General features: G+C 69.6%; 16 protein-coding genes. 5 read left to right on the forward strand and 11 right to left on the reverse strand.

Annotated features, from left to right (window positions below; all coding sequences use genetic code 11):
* The 4 genes from OL599_RS12230 to OL599_RS12245 are packed head-to-tail and all read left to right on the forward strand — an operon-like array spanning nt 1 to nt 3849.
* Nucleotides 1-1005: an ABC transporter permease subunit gene (locus OL599_RS12230; RefSeq protein WP_264714052.1), complete on the forward strand. Its 1005-nt coding sequence runs from the start codon at nt 1-3 to the stop codon at nt 1003-1005.
* The gene (locus OL599_RS12235; RefSeq protein ID WP_264714053.1) at nt 1005-1901 is read left to right on the forward strand and encodes an ABC transporter permease subunit; all 897 of its coding nucleotides are present in this window, start codon (nt 1005-1007) and stop codon (nt 1899-1901) included. The genes OL599_RS12230 and OL599_RS12235 overlap by 1 nt, the downstream gene beginning before the upstream one ends.
* Nucleotides 1901-2890 carry an ABC transporter ATP-binding protein gene (locus OL599_RS12240; RefSeq protein ID WP_264714054.1) on the forward strand — a complete coding sequence of 330 codons (990 nt, stop codon included), beginning with the start codon at nt 1901-1903 and terminating at the stop codon, nt 2888-2890. Before OL599_RS12235 ends, OL599_RS12240 begins: the two co-directional genes overlap by 1 nt.
* Nucleotides 2887-3849, forward strand: a complete 963-nt coding sequence (locus tag OL599_RS12245) for a dipeptide ABC transporter ATP-binding protein (RefSeq protein WP_264714055.1) — start codon at nt 2887-2889, stop codon at nt 3847-3849. Before OL599_RS12240 ends, OL599_RS12245 begins: the two co-directional genes overlap by 4 nt.
* A 55-nt stretch (nt 3850-3904) precedes the next feature.
* Here OL599_RS12245 and OL599_RS12250 read toward each other — a convergent pair whose 3' ends face one another.
* From OL599_RS12250 to OL599_RS12280, 7 genes are all read right to left on the reverse strand, one after another.
* Nucleotides 3905-5500 (reverse strand): hypothetical protein, encoded by a 1596-nt coding sequence (locus OL599_RS12250; protein WP_264714056.1) that lies wholly within the window; start codon nt 5498-5500, stop codon nt 3905-3907.
* Between the two features lie 115 nt (nt 5501-5615).
* A complete protein-coding gene (locus tag OL599_RS12255) occupies nt 5616-6902 on the reverse strand; it encodes an MGH1-like glycoside hydrolase domain-containing protein (RefSeq protein WP_264714057.1) in 1287 nt (428 codons plus the stop codon).
* Nucleotides 6899-7954, reverse strand: a complete 1056-nt coding sequence (locus tag OL599_RS12260; protein ID WP_264714058.1) for an ABC transporter ATP-binding protein — start codon at nt 7952-7954, stop codon at nt 6899-6901. The genes OL599_RS12255 and OL599_RS12260 overlap by 4 nt, the downstream gene beginning before the upstream one ends.
* Before the next feature lie 215 nt (nt 7955-8169).
* Nucleotides 8170-8973 carry a carbohydrate ABC transporter permease gene (locus OL599_RS12265; RefSeq protein WP_264714059.1) on the reverse strand — a complete coding sequence of 268 codons (804 nt, stop codon included), beginning with the start codon at nt 8971-8973 and terminating at the stop codon, nt 8170-8172.
* A 13-nt stretch (nt 8974-8986) separates the two neighbouring features.
* A complete protein-coding gene (locus OL599_RS12270; protein WP_264714060.1) occupies nt 8987-9844 on the reverse strand; it encodes a carbohydrate ABC transporter permease in 858 nt (285 codons plus the stop codon).
* A 60-nt stretch (nt 9845-9904) separates the two neighbouring features.
* On the reverse strand, nt 9905-11197 hold the full coding sequence (locus OL599_RS12275; RefSeq protein ID WP_264714061.1) for an ABC transporter substrate-binding protein: 1293 nt from the start codon (nt 11195-11197) through the stop codon (nt 9905-9907).
* On the reverse strand, nt 11169-12266 hold the full coding sequence (locus tag OL599_RS12280; protein ID WP_264714062.1) for a substrate-binding domain-containing protein: 1098 nt from the start codon (nt 12264-12266) through the stop codon (nt 11169-11171). The genes OL599_RS12275 and OL599_RS12280 overlap by 29 nt, the downstream gene beginning before the upstream one ends.
* Before the next feature lie 94 nt (nt 12267-12360).
* Here OL599_RS12280 and OL599_RS12285 point away from each other — a divergent pair, with 94 nt between their 5' ends.
* Nucleotides 12361-12738 carry a phosphomannose isomerase type II C-terminal cupin domain gene (locus OL599_RS12285; protein WP_264714063.1) on the forward strand — a complete coding sequence of 126 codons (378 nt, stop codon included), beginning with the start codon at nt 12361-12363 and terminating at the stop codon, nt 12736-12738.
* Between the two features lie 3 nt (nt 12739-12741).
* On the opposite strand, the gene OL599_RS12290 is transcribed toward OL599_RS12285, so the two are convergent.
* From OL599_RS12290 to OL599_RS12305, 4 genes are read right to left on the reverse strand one after another with little or no spacing between them, the layout of a single operon-like run.
* Nucleotides 12742-13758 (reverse strand): SIS domain-containing protein, encoded by a 1017-nt coding sequence (locus tag OL599_RS12290; protein ID WP_264714064.1) that lies wholly within the window; start codon nt 13756-13758, stop codon nt 12742-12744.
* Nucleotides 13755-14573, reverse strand: coding sequence for an ABC transporter permease (locus OL599_RS12295; RefSeq protein WP_264714065.1), 819 nt, complete (start codon nt 14571-14573; stop codon nt 13755-13757). The genes OL599_RS12290 and OL599_RS12295 overlap by 4 nt, the downstream gene beginning before the upstream one ends.
* Nucleotides 14570-15517, reverse strand: coding sequence for an ABC transporter permease (locus OL599_RS12300; protein WP_264714066.1), 948 nt, complete (start codon nt 15515-15517; stop codon nt 14570-14572). The genes OL599_RS12295 and OL599_RS12300 overlap by 4 nt, the downstream gene beginning before the upstream one ends.
* Nucleotides 15514-17022 (reverse strand): ABC transporter substrate-binding protein, encoded by a 1509-nt coding sequence (locus OL599_RS12305; protein WP_264714068.1) that lies wholly within the window; start codon nt 17020-17022, stop codon nt 15514-15516. The genes OL599_RS12300 and OL599_RS12305 overlap by 4 nt, the downstream gene beginning before the upstream one ends.
* Between the last annotated feature and the right edge of the window lie 133 nt (nt 17023-17155).

Genomic DNA, 17155 nt, shown 5'->3' on the forward strand with positions numbered 1-17155 from the left:
GTGCTTCGATTTCTGCTCCGGCGCGTCACGCTGATCATTCCGACCTTCGTCGGCGTGACGTTCCTCAGCTTCATGCTGATCCACCTTGTGCCCGGCGATCCCATTGAAGTGCGGGTCGGCGAGCACGGGATCGCACCGGAACGGCTGGCCCAGCTGCGCCATGAATTCGGGCTGGACCAGCCGCTGTGGCAGCAGTTCCTCACCTACGAGGTGCAGCTTGCCCACGGCGACCTGGGCGTGTCGGTGGTGACGCGCGATACGGTGTGGAACGAATTCACCACGCTGTTTCCCGCCACTGTCGAACTGGCGGTCTGCGCGATCATCTTCGCCATGGTGGTGGGGCTGCCGCTCGGGGTGATCGCGGCGGTGCGGCGCGGCTCGGCCTTCGACTACGGGTTGATGGGATTGTCGGTCACCGGGGCCTCCATGCCGATCTTCTGGTGGGGGCTCATGGTGATCCTGGTGTTCTCGGTGTCGCTGGGCTGGACGCCCGTCTCCGGTCGGATCAGCGACATCTATTTCGTCGAGCCGTGGTCGGGCTTCATGCTGGTGGATTGCTGGTTCGCCGACGAGGCCGGCGCCTGCGCTTCGGCCTGGGGTCACCTGATCCTGCCGATGATCGTGCTGGGCACCATTCCGCTTGCCACCATCGCGCGCATGACGCGTTCGTCCATGCTGGAAGTGCTGAACGAGGACTATATCCGCACGGCGCGGGCCAAGGGCCTGAGCGTGCCGCGCGTGGTGGTGGTGCACGCGCTGCGCAACGCGTTGATCCCCGTGGTGACCGTGATCGGCCTGAGCGTAAGCTCGCTGCTGGGCGGCGCGATCCTGACCGAGACGATCTTCTCCTGGCCCGGTGTCGGGCACTGGCTGGTCGAGAGCATCCAGCGCCGCGACTATCCGGTGCTGCAGGGCGGCACGCTGCTGGTGGCGGTGCTGGTGATCCTGGTCAATCTCGGCGTCGACGTGACCTACAGCTTCCTCAACCCACGGATCCGCCGCTGATGTCCGAGCTCTCCATTCAAGCGGCCGCACCCGCCATACCAGGCCGCCTCCGCCTGTTCTGGCGCAGCTTCGCGGAGAATCGCGGCGCCGTGCTGGGCCTGGGCATCATGGTGGTCCTGATCGTGGTGGCGGCGCTGGCCGATGTGATCGCGCCGCATTCGCCGATCGAGCAGTTCCGCAGCCATTTCCTGACGCCGCCGATCTGGGAGGCGGGCGGCGACCCGGCCTTCCTGCTGGGAACCGACGACGTGGGCCGCGATATGCTCTCGCGCCTGATCTACGGCGCGCGGCTATCGCTGATCATCGGCTTTTCGGTGGCGAGCCTGTCGCTGGTCGCCGGCACCATCCTGGGCCTGACCGCGGCCTTCGCCGGCGGGATGGTCGACATCGTCATCATGCGGGTGATGGACATCCTGCTGGTGTTCCCCTCGCTTCTGCTGGCCATCGTCATCGTGGCCATCCTTGGCCCGGGATTGTTCAACGCCATGCTGGCGGTGGTGGTGGTGACGCTGCCCGGCTATACCCGGCTCGCCCGCGCCTCCGCACTGTCGGAACTGGCACGCGACTACGTCACCGCCACGCGCTGCGCCGGCGCCGGGTCGCTGCGGCTGATGTTCGACACGGTGCTGCCGAACTGCCTGGCGCCGCTGATCGTGCAGGTCAGCCTCGGCTTCGCCACCGCCATCCTGGATGCGGCGGCGCTCGGCTTCCTGGGCCTGGGCGCGCAGCCGCCCACGCCGGAATGGGGCACCATGCTGTCGGGCTCGCTGCAATACTACCAGCGTGCCTGGTGGGTGCTGGCCTTCCCGGGCTTCGCCATCCTGCTGACGGTGATGGCCTTCAACCTGTTCGGCGACGGGTTGCGCGACGCCCTCGATCCGAAGCTGAAACGCTGATGGCCCTGCTGGAAATCCGCAACCTCGCCGTGGAGTTCGCGACCGCGCGCGGCCGCTTCCGTGCCGTGGACGGCGTGGACGTGACCATCGACGAAGGCGAGATCCTGTGCGTCGTCGGTGAATCCGGCTCGGGGAAGTCCGTCTCCATGCTGGCGGTGATGGGGCTGATCGCCTGGCCGGGCCGCGTGACTGCGGACGTTATGCGCTTCGCCGGCACAGATCTGCTGGGCCTGCCGTCGCGCCAGCGCCGCAAGCTGGTCGGCAAGGACATGGCGATGGTGTTCCAGGAACCGATGTCCTCGCTGAACCCCTGCTATCCCGTGGGCTGGCAGATCGCCGAAGCCCTGCGCGCGCACAACGCCGTCGCGAAACCCAAGGTGCGCGACCGGGTGGTCGAGCTGCTCGACCAGGTGGGCATTCCCGCCCCCGCCTCGCGGATGGGGGCGTTTCCGCACCAGCTCTCGGGCGGCATGAACCAGCGTGTCATGATCGCCATGGCCATCGCCTGCAACCCGCGCCTGCTGATCGCCGACGAGCCCACCACGGCGCTGGATGTCACCATCCAGAAACAGATCCTGGACCTGCTGATCAGCCTGCAGAAGCAGGGCGGCATGGCGTTGGCGCTGATCACCCACGACATGGGCGTCGTCGCCGAGACCGCGCAGCGCGTGCAGGTGATGTATGCCGGCCAGATGGTCGAGGAGCAGCTTACCGACAGTCTGTTCTCGGCGCCCCGCCATCCCTACACGGCGGCGCTGCTGGACGCGCTGCCGGAACGCGCCATGGGCCGCGCACGCCTGCCGACCATCCCCGGCGTGGTGCCGGGCATCGACGACCGGCCGTCGGGCTGCCTGTTCAATCCGCGCTGCCGTTTCGTGCAGGAACGCTGCCTGACCACGCCGCCGCAATTGGAAGGCCCGGCCGGCGCGCGCGCGCGTTGCCATACGCCGCTGGATGCGGCGGGCCAGCCCACGGGCGTGGCGGCATGACCACGTTGATGCAGGCACGCGACATCCGTCGCTACTACAGCGTCGGCAGCGGGTTGTTCAGCAGGAAGGGCACGGTGAAAGCCGTGGACGGCGTGTCCTTCACCCTGCGGGAAGGCGAGACCCTCGCCGTGGTCGGCGAATCCGGCTGCGGCAAATCCACGCTGGCCCGCGTGGCAACCCTGCTGGAGACGCCCACCGAGGGCGAGCTGCATATCGATGGCCACCCCACCACCGACGCCGCCGCGCGCCAGGCCCTGCGCACGTCCGTGCAGATGGTGTTCCAGAACCCCTACGGCTCGCTGAACCCGCGCAAGACCGTGGGCGCAATCCTGCAGGAGCCGCTGACGATCAACGGCCGCGGCAACGCCAGGGAGCGCGAGGCCGCTGCCCGCGCCATGATGGAGAAGGTGGGCCTGCGCCAGGACCAGTTCGGCCGCTATCCCCACATGTTCTCCGGCGGCCAGCGCCAGCGCATCGCCATCGCCCGCGCGCTGATGCTGAACCCGCGCGTGGTGGTGGCCGACGAACCGGTCTCGGCGCTCGATGTGTCCATCCAGGCGCAGGTGCTGAACCTGATGATGGACCTGCAGGACGAATTCCGCCTGGCCTATCTGTTCATCAGCCACGACCTGTCGGTGGTGCGCCTCATCGCCCGCGAGGTGATGGTGATGTATTGCGGCCGCCCGGTGGAGCATGGGCCGAAAGAGAGCATCTTCGCGCAGCCGCGCCACCCCTATACGCGCGTGCTGCTGGCAGCCACGCCATCGGTCGATCCGCGCCATCGCAAGACCACCATCACCATCAAGGGCGAGCTGCCGTCGCCACTCAACCCGCCGCCCGGCTGCGCCTTCGCCAGCCGCTGCCCTTACGCCACGGAGCGCTGCACGGCCGAGCGGCCGGAGCCACGCCTCATCGCCGGGCATGCCGTGGCCTGCCACCACGCCGAGACGATCGGCTGACTTACGCCGGCTCGCCCCCGTGCGGCCGCGCGTCCATGTCGGCAGGCCGGTCGGCTCAGCTTCCCCGCAGCCTCGCCAGCAGCTGCCGCACCTTGCCCACGCGCGGCGCCGGAACGGGAACGTCGCCGGCGCCAAGCAGGATGTCCCACGCCGCGGACGTCGCAGCTGTCACCGGCGGTTCGGCGGCAGGCGGCGGCTCAGGCAGTGCTGCCGGCGCGTGCGCCACGATCGATGGCGGTTCCGGCGGGATCGGCAAAGCGAAGCCGACGCACCAGTTCATCAGCGGATAAGGCCGTCCGACCAGCTCGGGGATTTCGGCGCTCGGATAATGGCCGCTATCGGCATCGAACGCGTAGCACGCCTCGGCGGTGTCGTCGTCGCTGTCATGCAGGCAGCCCCTGCCGGCAGTCCGCCGGGCGGCATAGCGCAGGACGGCCTCGGGGCCGGGTGTCCGCTCCAGCGTGATCCGCACCGCATCGGCGCCGTCCAACTCGACGCTCAGGATGGGCACCACGCCGGCATCGTCCACCACCGAGAACCCCTTGTCGGCGATCTCGGCGGCCCGGTGGCCGATGAACGGCCGTCCCCAGGCCAATGGCGGGACCGGCACATGAAACGTCACCCGCAGGCTGCGGTCGTCCAGCACGGCCCGCAGCGGGTGCAGCGGCTTCCAGTCCTCGCCGAGCGTCAGCACGCGGTGCATCACCTTGCCGAACTGCACGCCGAGCCAGCGATAGCCGTTGGCGTCCAGATGCCCGCCTTTGTCGGTCACGGGATAGACCGGCGCCGCAAGAAAGCAGCCCGGCACCTCCAGCGCGGTCTCCAGCTGCGCTTGCGGAACCGACATCGTTTCGTTCGAGTAGGCGGCACCGGTCTGGTACATGAACATCGCCGACGGCGTGGCCTGGCCGGCGATGCCGACCGCCACGTCGTCGAGGAAATCATCGCGGAAGCGCCGCAGCAGCGCCTTGTAGGCGATGCGGTCCGCCGTGCTGCCGTTGAGGCCCCAGTTGTTGTGCTCGCCTTGCAGGAACAGCAGGGCAGTCACGCCGTAATCATGCCCGGCCGTTGCCGCGGCCTGCTTCGCCGCGGTGGCGCAGTCGCGCAGCCGGTTGAACAGTTCGGGCGCGGCGCCTTTCGACAACTGCTCCAGCGACCGGCCACCCACGCCGCAGGTGCTCGCCAGCAGCCTGTTCGCGCCCGGCGTGGCGCCGGGCATGGCCAGCATCCGCGCCCGCCAGGTGTTCAACGCGCCTTCGAGGACCGTCTCGCCGAGTGGGCTCGCGCGAGGCTGCAATGCCGCCACCTGCTCAGGTGTCATCAGGCCGCCTTCGCCGACAGGCTGCACCGTGGCGATCAGCGGCAGGAACGTCGCATCCCCGACCGGTTGCCAGCGGGGGGCCGCTTCGTTCCGCGGGCGCACGCTGCCGCCGAGCATCAGCGAATCGTGATGCGGCACCACTGACAAAGCCGGCCAGCCTTCCCAGCCGCTGGAAAGCGACTGGCCGTAGGCGATCACGTGATTGATGGCGCGGGTGGGGCGCGCCAGGCGTGCATTGGCGTCATGGCGGGCGGCGTCGGAAAGCGGCGGCACGGCAAGGCAAGGCACGGGATCTACGGTCGTTGGCGCCTTTGCAGCGGGGCTGGTCATGCATTCTCCTGGCGTCGCGCGCTCGATCTTGCGTTGGGCGTGCGCAGCCCGACAAGCGCGCGGCGCCCGTCTAGCGCAGCCTGCTGCACAGCGCGAGTCGGCCGCCGTTCCGTCGTCAGCCGGCGGCCGCGTCCGTCAGCAGCAGGTAGATCGCGGCGGTCCACGAGAAATCGGCGCCGCCCACGCCCCGGCCGTCGGTGGGGTCGAAATACTCCGACAGTCCGCCGGCCTCGATCAGCCGGCGCGTGGTGTCGCGGATGTGTGCGGCCAGCCCGGCGTTCCCGGCTTGCGCCAGGCCGTCCGCGATCATCCAGTTCACCACGGCCCAGATCGGCCCGCGCCAATAGCGCAGCGGCTCGAAGCTGGGGTGGGCGGGGTCGGTGGAGGGCACCAGCCACGCGACGCGCTGCGCCCAGGCCTGCATCGTTCCGGCCATGACGGCTGCTTGCTCGGCGGTGGCGGCACGCCCGTACAGCGGCAGGAACCCGGCCGACGTGCCCACGCGTACCGGCGCGTTGCCGATCAGGTCGAGGCAGGTGAACAGGCCCAGGCCGGGATCCCACAGACGCTGGATCGCGGCCTGCATGCCGGCGATGCGGGCGGCGATTTCGGCGCGCTCGGCGGCACTGCCGAAGCGTTCGGCCAACGCCAGCAGGTCGCGCTCGGCGCGCAGCAGGATGGCGTTGGTGCCGATATCGGCGACCTTGAACGGCGACGCGGCCAGCATGCGGTCCGGCGCCCATCCCGCGCCGCGGAAGACGTCAACAAGGTGGATGAAGCGCTGGTAGTCCTCGGCGCGCGGCCGCATGGCGGGATCGACATGCGCGGTGTCGCGGCGGCGGATCACCGTCTCGGTGGTCGTGGGCACCCGCGCCATTGCCGCGTCCCAGGCGGGGGAGTTGTCCATCCCCGTCTCCCACGGGTGCAGCGTGGCCACCAGGCCGGTGCGGGCCGGGTCGCGCGCCTGCTGCCACCAGCGATGGTTCAGCAGCAGCCGCGGATAGAGCGTGGCCATGCGCGCTTCGGCCAAGGCGTGGTCCTTCGCCCGCTCCAGCAACTGCCGCGCCGCTGTAGCCAGCACCGGCGGCTGGGTGATGCCGGAGGTCGGCGGCGTGTGGTGGATCTGCCAGACATCGGGGCCGGGGAAATAATCGTCCGAGGGGGCGTGGAAGACGATGTGCGGAATCAGCCCGTCGTCCCACTGGCCACGCAGAAGGGACAGGATTTCGTCCCAGGCGCGCGGCTCGTCGAACGTGGCCCAGCCCATGGCGACGAAGGCGGAATCCCAGTTCCACTGGAACGGATACAGCCGCGCGGTGGGCACGCAGTAGCCGCCGCGGTCGTTGGCGCGCAGGGTGGCGCGCGCGCGTTCGGTGCGTGTTTGGTCGGAATGGTCGCTCATCGGTTCTTCGTCTCCAGCGCGGCGCCGGTGGCCGCATCCATCCAGCTGACATGGCCCTGCAGCGGGCGCACATGCAGCACGTCTCCGGGGGCGGGGCGGCTGTCCGAGGGCGCCACCACGCGGATCATCTGGCCGGTCACGCTGCCGGTCAGCAGCGTATGCGAGCCCATCGGTTCGACCACGCGCACGGCGAACGGGAAGCCGGTGCCGGGGGCGGTGATTTCCAGGTCCTCGCCGCGGACGCCCATCACCACGGTGGCGGCGTTGGTGGGCGAGGCCAAGCGCAGCGACCCCAGCTCGACATGCCCGTTCGCGACCGGCAGGGTCAGGAAGTTCATCGGCGGGCTGCCGACGAAGCTGCCGACGAATCGTGTCGCGGGATTGCGGTAGATGTCGGTGGGGCGGTCGATCTGCACGATGCGGCCGGCATGCAGCACGGCGATGCGATCGGCGAGCCCCATCGCCTCGGTCTGGTCATGCGTCACATACACGGTGGTGGTGCCGGCGGCCTGCAGCACGCCCTTCAGCTCGGCCCGCATCTCCAGACGCAGCAGCGCATCGAGGTTCGACAGCGGCTCGTCCATCAGCAGCACCGCGGGCTCGATCGCCAGCGCGCGTGCCACCGCCACGCGCTGACGCTGGCCCCCCGACAACTGGCCGGGATAGCGCTGCAGATACGGCTCGATCTGCAACAGCGCGGCGACTTGCGCCACCTGACGGGCGATATGCGCCTTGTCGGCGCCGGACATGCGCAGGCCGAAGCCGACATTCTCGGCCACCGTCATATGCGGGAACACCGCGTAGTTCTGGAACACCATGGCCAGCCCGCGCTTGCGCGGCGGCAGGGCGGAGACATCCTGGCCGCCGATCAGCACGCGGCCGGAGGTCTGCGTCTCAAGGCCCGCAATGATGCGCAGCAGCGTGGTCTTGCCGCAGCCGGAGGGGCCGAGCAGGGCGAGAAACTCGCCGTCGGCGACGCGCAGCGACACGCTCTCCAGCGCGACCACGGGGCCGAACGCCTTGCGGACCGCATCGATGACGATCTCGGCCATGTCAGTCGGCTTTCATTGCGGGGGAAGGAAAAGAAGAAAAGTGGACACGGAGAACACAGAGGGCCACGGAGGACACGGAGAAGAGATTCTTGCGCGCGAAGCGCGCCCCGAGCACCGCCTCCGTAATTCAGTACGGCGATGCGTGCACATTTCTCCGTGTCCTCCGTGGCCCTCTGTGTTCTCCGTGTCCACTTCCACTTCCCCAAGAAAGCATCTCATCGATTCGCAATCCCCCACATCGCGAACAGATGCCGCCGCACCAGGAAGATGAACAGCACGGAGGGGATGATCAGCACGAAGCCGCCCGCGAACTGCACATGCAGCGGGCTTTCCGACAGCACCGACAGCAGGTAGGCGGTCAGTGTCTTGTGTCGCACGGTCAATACGGTGGCGGCGAACACCTCGTTCCAGCTGATCACGAAGGCGAAGATCGCGGTCGCCGCGATGCCTGGCAGCGCCAGCGGCAGCACCACGCGCAGGAAGGCGGTGATGCCCGAGCAGCCGAACACCCAGGCGGCTTCCTCGAACTCGCGCGGGATCGCCTGGAACAGGCTGGCGGAGACCAGCACGGCGAAAGGCAGCGCGAGCGCGGTGTGCATCAGGCCGACGCCGAGGGGCGTGTCGTACAACCCCAGGCGGATGAAGCTGACGGTCAGCGGCAGCGCCAGGATCGCCACCGGAAACGCCCGCGTCAGCAACACCACCAGCCGGAACGCGACCGCGCCGCGAAACGCGAACCGCGCCAGCGCATAGCCCGCCGGCACGCCCAGCAGGATCGAGAAGAGCATGCACAGGACTGCGGCCTCGACGCTGTACAGCGTGCTGGTCCACACCCCCGCGATGTTCATGAACGCGGTGATGGTGGACAGCGAAAGCTCGGCCGGCCAGAACGATTTCGGCCAGGAGTTCACCGCATCGCGCCCGCCCACCGCACCCAGCGCGATCAGATACAGCGGCACCAGCACCCACGCGCACAGCACGGCGATGCCGGAGAGGAAGACGCCACGGCGCAGGGTCATGATGCGCGCTTCCTCATCGCTGTTCCGGCGGCGTGCGCAACGCGAGCAGATAGACCAGCGTCGCCGCCAGCGAAATCACCATCACCACGACGGCGTAGGCCGCGGCGACGCCGAAATTCTGGTTGGCGTACTGCCAGGTGAAAGCCTCGCTGACCAGAACGGGGAAGTTGCGGCCACCCAGCGACAGCACGATGGCGAACATCTCGAAGGCCAGCACCGTGCGCAGGATCAGCGCGGTCTGGATGCTGGGCTTCAGCAGCGGCAGCATGATCTTCGTGAAACGCTGCCACGGGGTGGCGCCGAACACGTCGGCGGCCTCGCCGTATTCCTTCGGCACAAGCTGCACGCCGGCGACCAGGATCACCAGCACGATGGCCGTGGCGCGCCATGCCTCCGCCACCACGATGGCGGCGAGCAGGGCGATCGGTGTCTCGTAGCTCAGCCAGCTCTGCGGGCCCTTCACGACGCCCAGCCAGTTCAGCACCGTATTGAGGTAGCCCTGGTCGGTCAGGATCGCCAGCCACACCAGGCCCGCCGCGAGATCCGAGATGCCAAGCGGGATCGACCAGATCCACAGCACGATGTCGCGCCCACGCTGCACATGGCGCAGCATCATCGCCATGCCGAGCGCCAGGCACAGCTGCAGCGGCACCACGATCACCACGATTTCGAACGTGTTGATGATGGCGTCGGCGAAATTCAGGTCGCCCGCCATCCGCGCGAAATTCGCGGTGCTCCAGGCCGCGCCGCCGGGTCCGTCGGCCTGGAACGCCAACGCCACGGTCTGCACCAGCGGCACCAGGAACAGCACCGCCAGGAACAGCAGCGACGGCGCGATCAGCAGATAGGGGGCTAAGCGGGTGTTGCGCATGCGGCATCGGATGGAAACGGCGGCTCCGCTTCCATCCGCCCCCTCACCGGACCGACGGCCCTACTTGACCTGGCATGCGCCCTGACTCGGCGGGTCCGGCGCCCAGCACGGTGCACCGGTTTCCGTCAGGATCCGCTGCATCTCCTGGCCCTGGCGGTCGAGCACGGCGCGCGGCTTCTGGCCGCGCAGCACGACCAGCTGGAACGTGTCCATGAACACCTTGTCGAACTCGCCGCCTTTCTGGCCGAGGCCGATCGGCAGCAGGCTCGGCAGGGCGTCCTTCGCCCCGCCGGTGGCGGCGATGGCGGCCACGGCCAGCTTCAGGCCCGGATCGAGATCCGGCGGCAGGGTGGCCTTGACGACCGGAAAGAAGCCGACGGCGCGGGCCGTGGTGATCTGCGTTTCCGGCTTGGCGAGATAGTCGATCAGCGCCATCGCGCCGTTGGCGTCCGGCGCTCCCTTGGCCACCGCCAGGCCCGCGAGCACCGGCATGTAGCCGCGACCCTTCGGCCCGGCCGGCGCAGGGAAGGCCACGAAGTCGTCCGGCTTCTGCCGCAGCGCATCGAGCACACGCGCGACATGATCGAAGCCGATCCACACGTCGCCGGCCAGCAGCGGCTCCTGCATGAAATTATAGCTGGTGGAGTTCGGGTTCACCGTCTTCCACAGGCCTGCGAACGCCGTCCACATCTTCTCGGCGTCGTCCGATCTGAACGGCACCACCACGCCGCCGGTGTAGGACGGATACAGGAAGCCCTCGAAGAAGCGGTGCATCAGCCCCTTCGGGCCGGCCGGGAAGCCGAGCATGCGCTTGCCGGTCTTCTCCTGGATGGCGGCGGCCCAGGCCTGAAGCTGGTCATAGGTCAGGGCGTTGATGTCGGCGCCAGCGGGCAGGTAGGGCAGGGCCTGCCTGTTCGCCACCATGAGGTAGGTGGCCTGCATCCACGGGATGTACATCTGGTGCCCGGTGCCGAACTGGCCGAGCTTCATCACCTCGTCGGGAATGCCGCGCTCCTTCAGCCTGGCGGCGAGGTCGTCGAGCGTCATCAGCGCGCCCATCGTCGCCAGCGGCTGCAATTCGCCATGCAGTGCGCCGATCAGGCTGATCGTGTGCTTGCCGCCCTGCATCTCCGCCTTCACCCGCACCGGCAATGCCGGCGGGTCCTCGGTGACATAGGCGACCGGGGCGGGGGCATCCTTCAGGATCGTGTCACGCACTTTCTGCGCTTCCTCGATCGGGCGCATCTGCGTGGACACGAAGACCATGTCCTCGGCGTGTGCCCGCGGCGGCGCGAGCAGCAAGGTGGCGCCGAGCAGGGCGGCGCTAAGTCCGCGAAGTCCCGGTCGTGTCATGTCGTCCTCCCGTATCGCGTTTCAGGTCATCCACGCCGCCGACCGTTCCCTGCGGCGCCGTCATGGTGGGGGCCGGGCCGTCCGACGCCCGGGCGATCAGCCGCGCGGGCCAGACTTCCTGCATGCCGGCGGGGTCGGCGCCCTCCAGCAACTGCAGCAACATCTCCACCATGCGGGCGGCGGCGCGCTCGACCGGCTGCTCGATCGTGGTCAGCGGCGGATCGGTATAGGTGGCCAGCGGCAGGTCGTCGTAGCCGATGACGGACACGTCCCGGGCGGCCCGCAAGCCGGCATCGGCCAGGGCGTGCAGGGCGCCCACGGCCAAGCGGTCGGTGGCGCATAGCAGCGCGGTCGGCGGCGCGGCGTCGGCCAGCAGGGCGCGGGCGGCCAGGAATCCGTTCTCCTCGGTCGGCTCGGCCGCCTGCATGGGGCCGGGCGGAAGCCCCGCCGCCTGCAGCGCGGCGCGCCACCCGGCTTCGCGGTAATGCGCGAACATGTAGACGGGGGCCGCATTGATCAGGCCGATGCGCCGGTGCCCGAAGCCGATCAGCCGCTCGGTGGCCTGCCGGCACGCGGCCGCGCCGTCGATGTCCAGGCTGGCGAAGGGCCGTGGCTCATCGCTGCGGCCGTGGGCGACAAACGGCATGCGCTGGTCGAGCAGATAGCCGATGCGCTCGTCGTGGCGGCGGGTGCGCGCCAGCAGGATGCCGTCGACCCGGCGCCCCTCGACCAGATGCCGATAGGCCCGCATCTCGTCCGCACCCGGGCGGGCGGTCGTCACCAGCAGGTCGAGTTGCGCCTGATCCAGCCGCGGCCCCATGGCCGCGAGCATGCGCAGGAAGAACGGGTCGTCGAACTGGCCCGGGGCGGCGGGCAGCACCATGCCCACGGCCTCGCTGCGGCCGTGGCGCAGTCGGCGGGCCGTCTGGTTGGGCCGGTAGTTGATCCGCTCGGCCTCCGCCGCGACACGCGCACGCGTTGCCGGCGCCACATCGTCGAACCCGCCGAGGGCGCGCGAGACGGTGGTGACGGAGATGCCGAGATTGCGGGCGATGCGGGCCAATGACACGCGCCAGAGTCATCCGAAACGATTTGAGCGTTTGACTTCCCTACGCTTAAACGATTTGGTGGTCAATGAGATCGACTTTGTGGGGAGGCAGCCGATGACCGGACCGGCATCCGCCAACACCTACGCGGCGGGTCAGAGCGACCGGCGTCCCTGGGGCGAATGGGCGGTGCTCGATGCCGGCCCCGGCTACGTCGTGAAACGGATCCGGGTCATTCCGGGCGGCATCCTGTCGCTGCAGCGCCATCGCCACCGTGCCGAGGACTGGACGATCGTGGCCGGAGCCGCGCTTGCCACGTTGGGCACGCGCCAGTTCGAGCTGGCGGCCGGCCAGTCCACGCATATCGACACCGGCGCGGTGCACCGCATCGCCAATCCCGGCACGACCGACATGGTGTTCATCGAGGTGCAGACCGGCCCGATCCTGTCCGAGGACGATATCGAGCGGCTGGAGGACAGCTACGGGCGGATCTGACTTTCAGATCGTCCGGGTCACTTTCTGCAGCGCCGGCGGTCGGTCGGGGTCCAGGCCGCGCCGGCGGGCGGCGGCCTCGGCGGCCAGATAGAAGCTGACCAGCGCCGGCAGCAGGTCGGCATCGGGATGCGATGGCGGCAGTACCGGCAGCGCCGTCGCGCCTGCGACCGTTCCGCCGGCAGTCAGCACCGCGGCGCCGCGGGCGGCGAGGCCGGCCAGAAGCTGCTCGGAATGCGGACGGCTCGCGTCGTTCTGCAGGAAGGCCAGCACCGGGAAGGCGGGCCCTGCCAGCGCCATCGGGCCATGGGCCAGCTCTGCCGCGCTGAACGCCATGCCGGCGATGCCGCAGGTCTCCGCCAGCTTCAGTGCCGCTTCCTTGGCAATGCCGAGGGCCGGGCCACGCCCGACCGCGAAGATGCGGTCGGTGTGCGCCAGCACGTGGGTGAGTGGGGACCAGTCCAGTGCCGTGGCCTCGGCGAGCCGGGTCGGCAGCGCCGCCAGCGCCGCGGCGGCCGGTGCGCCGTCCTGCCATGCATCCACCAGTGCGAGCGAAGCGGCGAGGCTGGCAAGCACGGTCTTGGTGGCGGCCACGCTGCGCTCGGGGCCGGCGGCCATGTCCAGCACGTGTTCGCAGGCCTGCGCGAGCGGCGAGGCGGCGTTGTTGACGATGGCCAGCGTCAGCGCGCCGGCGGCCCGCGCCTGCTCGGCGGAGGCGAGGACGTCGGGGCTGCCGCCGGATTGCGAGATGGCGATGAACAACGCGCCGTGCAGGCGCTGCGGCCGGTGATACACCGACGCGATCGAGGGCATCGCCGCGGCGGCGACCAGCCCGAGTTGCTTGCCCAGCAGCACGCGCAGATAGGTGCCGGCATGCGACGAACTGCCGCGCGCGCAGACGACGACGAAGGGCGGGTCCAGCGCGCGCAGCCGGGCGCCGAGTGCGGTGAAGGCGGCGCGCTGCGCCAGGCAGCTTGCAACGGCCTCGGCCGCCGCGATGGTTTCGTCGCGCATCAGGGTCATCGCCGGCTCCGCAGCCTGGGGTCGAGGCGGTCCTGCAGCCCGTCGCCGAACAGGTTGAAGCCCAGCGCCGCGAGCAGGATGGCGGCCCCCGAGAACACCGCGGGCCACGGCGAGAAATTCAGGAAGTTGCGGCTTTCCGCCAGCATCCGGCCCAGCGAGGCGGTGGGTGGCTGGGTGCCCAGGCCCAGGAAGGACAGCGACGCCTCCACCAGGATGGCGGTGGACAGCGACAGGCTGGCCTGCACCAGGATCACCGGGCTGAGGTTCGGCAGCAGGTGGCGGCCGAGGATGCGCCGGTCGCTGGCGCCGATCGCGCGCGCAGCGGCGACGTATTCGCTGTCCTTCAGCAGCAGCGTGGGGGCCCGCAGCATGCGTGCGAAGATGGGCGTGTAGACGACGCCGATGGCGATCGCCGTGCTGAACGCGCCAGGGCCGAGCACGGCGATGATCCCGATCGCCAGCAGGATGATCGGGAAGGCGAACAACACGTCCATCAACCGCATGGCCACCTTGTCCATCCAGCCGCCGCGCCACGCCGCCAGCACGCCAAGCGTGCCGCCGACCGCCAGCGCGCCGAGGACGGAGGCGGCCGAGATCGTGAACAGGGTGCGATAGCCGAACAGCGCGCGCGACAGCGTGTCGCGACCGAAATTGTCGGTGCCCAGCCAATGCGCGGCGCCGGGTCCCTGCAGCCGTGCCAGGATGTCCTGCACGTTCGGGTCGTACGGCGCGATCCACGGCGATGCCAGCGCCGCCAGCGCCTGCACCACCACCAGCGCGGCGCCCAGCCAGAGCAGCGGATTGGCCCGGTTCATGTGCGCCGCGCGCGTGGATCGGCGGCGATGTAGAGCAGGTCGACGAGGAAATTGACCAGCACGAAGGTCACGGTCGCCAGCAGGATCGCCGCCTGGATCAACGGGTAGTTGCGCTCGGCGATGGCGCCGACCATCAGCCGGCCGAGCCCGGGCAGGGCGAACACCTGCTCCACCACCACCGATCCGCCGAACAGGTAGCCGGCCATGATGCCGACCGTGGTCAGGAACGGGATCAGCGCGTTGCGCAGGGCATGGGCGAAGATAACGCGGCGTTCGGTCAGCCCCTTGGCGCGCGCAGTGCGCACGTAGTCCTGGCCGAGCGCCTCCTGCATGGACGCGCGCACCACCCGCGCCAGCGACGCGACCACCGGCAGGGCGAGCGCGATGGTGGGCAGCAGCATCCGCTGCAGGTTCGCCAACGGGTCCTGCGCGAACGGCACGTAGCCGACCACCTGCATATTCGGCGCCACCGCGGCGGCCCCGTAGAGCAGCATCGCGCCGAGCCAGAACGACGGCACCGTGATGCCCGCCACCGACAGCACGCGCACCGCGTACTCGGCGGTGGAGGAGCGCAGCGTGGCCATCAGGCATCCCGCCGGCAGCGCGATGACGATGGCGGCGGTGAGCGACAGCACAGTGAGCTCGATCGTCACGCCCACGCGGCCGGCGATCTCCTCGATGACCGGGCGCCCGGTCCAGACGCTGGTGCCGAGGTCGCCTTGCAGCGCGCCGGCGATCCAGTGCGCGTATTGTGCCACCAGCGTCTGGTCCAGGCCGAGCTGGTGGCGCAGGGCCGCGATCTTCTCCGGCGAGGCGTCGGCGGCCCCCAGCATCACCTGGGCCGCGTCGCCGGGCACCAGGTGGATCATCAGGAAGGTCAGCACCGACACGCCGAAGGCGACGAACAGCAATTCGCCGCCGCGGCTCAGGATCGCCCTGGTCACGGAGCGATCTTGGCCTCCCGCAGGGTTCGCAGGGAGCGTGTGGCCATCGGCGTGAAGCCCTGCACGTCGCCGCGCACGGCGGCGAAGAGCGTGCCATAGGCGAGGTCGATCGCGGGCCCCGTGCAGGCCAGGATGCGCTGGGCGCCGTCGTACAGCTGCTTGCGCGCCTTGGGGTCGGTCTCGGCGCGCGCGGCGATCAGCAGCTTGTCCAGATCGGGATTGGAATACTTGTAGACATTGGTGGCGCCGCCGGTCTGGAAGGCGCGGCCGAAATAATCGTCGGGGTCCGGGCTGCCGGAGTTCAGTGACACGAAGCCCTCGAAATTGCTGGCGCGCCAGTCGGCGATGAACTTGCCCTGCTCCTGCACGTTGAGCTGCACGTCGAAGCCGGCCTTGTTGAGCTGGGCCTGCACCACCTGCGCCACATCCACCACCTGCTGCAGCGAGCCCAGCACGTTCAGCGTGACCTTCAGCTTGCCGGTGATGCCGGCTTCCTGAAGCTTCTTCTGCGCCGCCGCGGCATCGGGCGTGTAGCAGGGGAATGCGCTGACCGGCAGCGCCCATTGCGTCAGCGCCGGCGACAGCGGCCCGCCCGGCACGCCGCGGCCGAAATACACGGCCTGCACCAGTTGCGCCCGGTCGATGGCCAGGTTGAATGCTTCGCGCACCGCCGGCTTGTCGAACGGCGCCTTGGACGTGTTCAGGCCGATCAGGCTGTATGCGAGGTCCTGCGTCTGCAGCAGCCGCACGCCCGGCTTGCCGGCGAGTGCGGCGGCCGCCGCGGCGTCGACGACGGGCATCAGGCGATAGGTGCCGCTGGCGATCCCGGCTTCGCGCGTGGCGGACTCCGGCACGATGTTGAACTTGAGCCCGCCGAGATAGGGCAGCCCCTTCTCCCAGTAGGCGGGATTGCGTTCCAGCGTGATGTAGGTATCCGGCACCCATTCCTTGAACCTGAACGGCCCGGTGCCGACCGGCACGCGGCCCAGCGTCGCGGCGGCCTCGGGTGCGACGATGGCCAGGGTGGCAAGCTGGGACAGCAACGGCGCGGACGGCGCGTCGAGCGTCAGGCGCAATTCGTTGGCGCCGACCGCCTCCATGCCCTTGATGCCGGTGAAGCGGGAGGCGAAGGGCGAGGCGGTCTTGGGATCGCGCACGCGTTCGATATTGGCGATGATGTCCTGGGGCGTGACGGCCCGGCCATTGTGGAACGTGGCGCCCGCGCGCAGGCGGAACACGTAGGTCAGCCCGTCCGGCGACACGGTCCAGGATTCGGCCAGCGACGGCACCGTGCGCAGATCCGTGTCGACGGCCGTGAGGCCCTCGTAGATGTTGCTGTCGATCAGCGCGGTGGAGAAGGCGGTGGCGACATGCGGGTCAAGCCCGACCGGAGACTGGTCGGTGGCGATCTCCAGCGTCTGCGCCGCGGCCGTCGGCAGCCCCACGGCGAATGGCAGCATGACCGCGAGGGCGGCGAGCGCGGTGCGGCTTCCGATACGAGTCATATGGTCTGTCCCCCGTCTCAAGCGCCGCCACCGGAGCGGCAGCCGGTTCTATCAGATGGCGCCAGGGGCGGAAACCGGGGCCGGTTGCGCGTGCATTCGGTCAGCGTGGAGCGGGCGGCGGCCCCGGTGTTCT

Origin of the sequence: Limobrevibacterium gyesilva (assembly GCF_025989185.1) — a bacterium.
GTDB lineage: Bacteria > Pseudomonadota > Alphaproteobacteria > Acetobacterales > Acetobacteraceae > Limobrevibacterium > Limobrevibacterium gyesilva.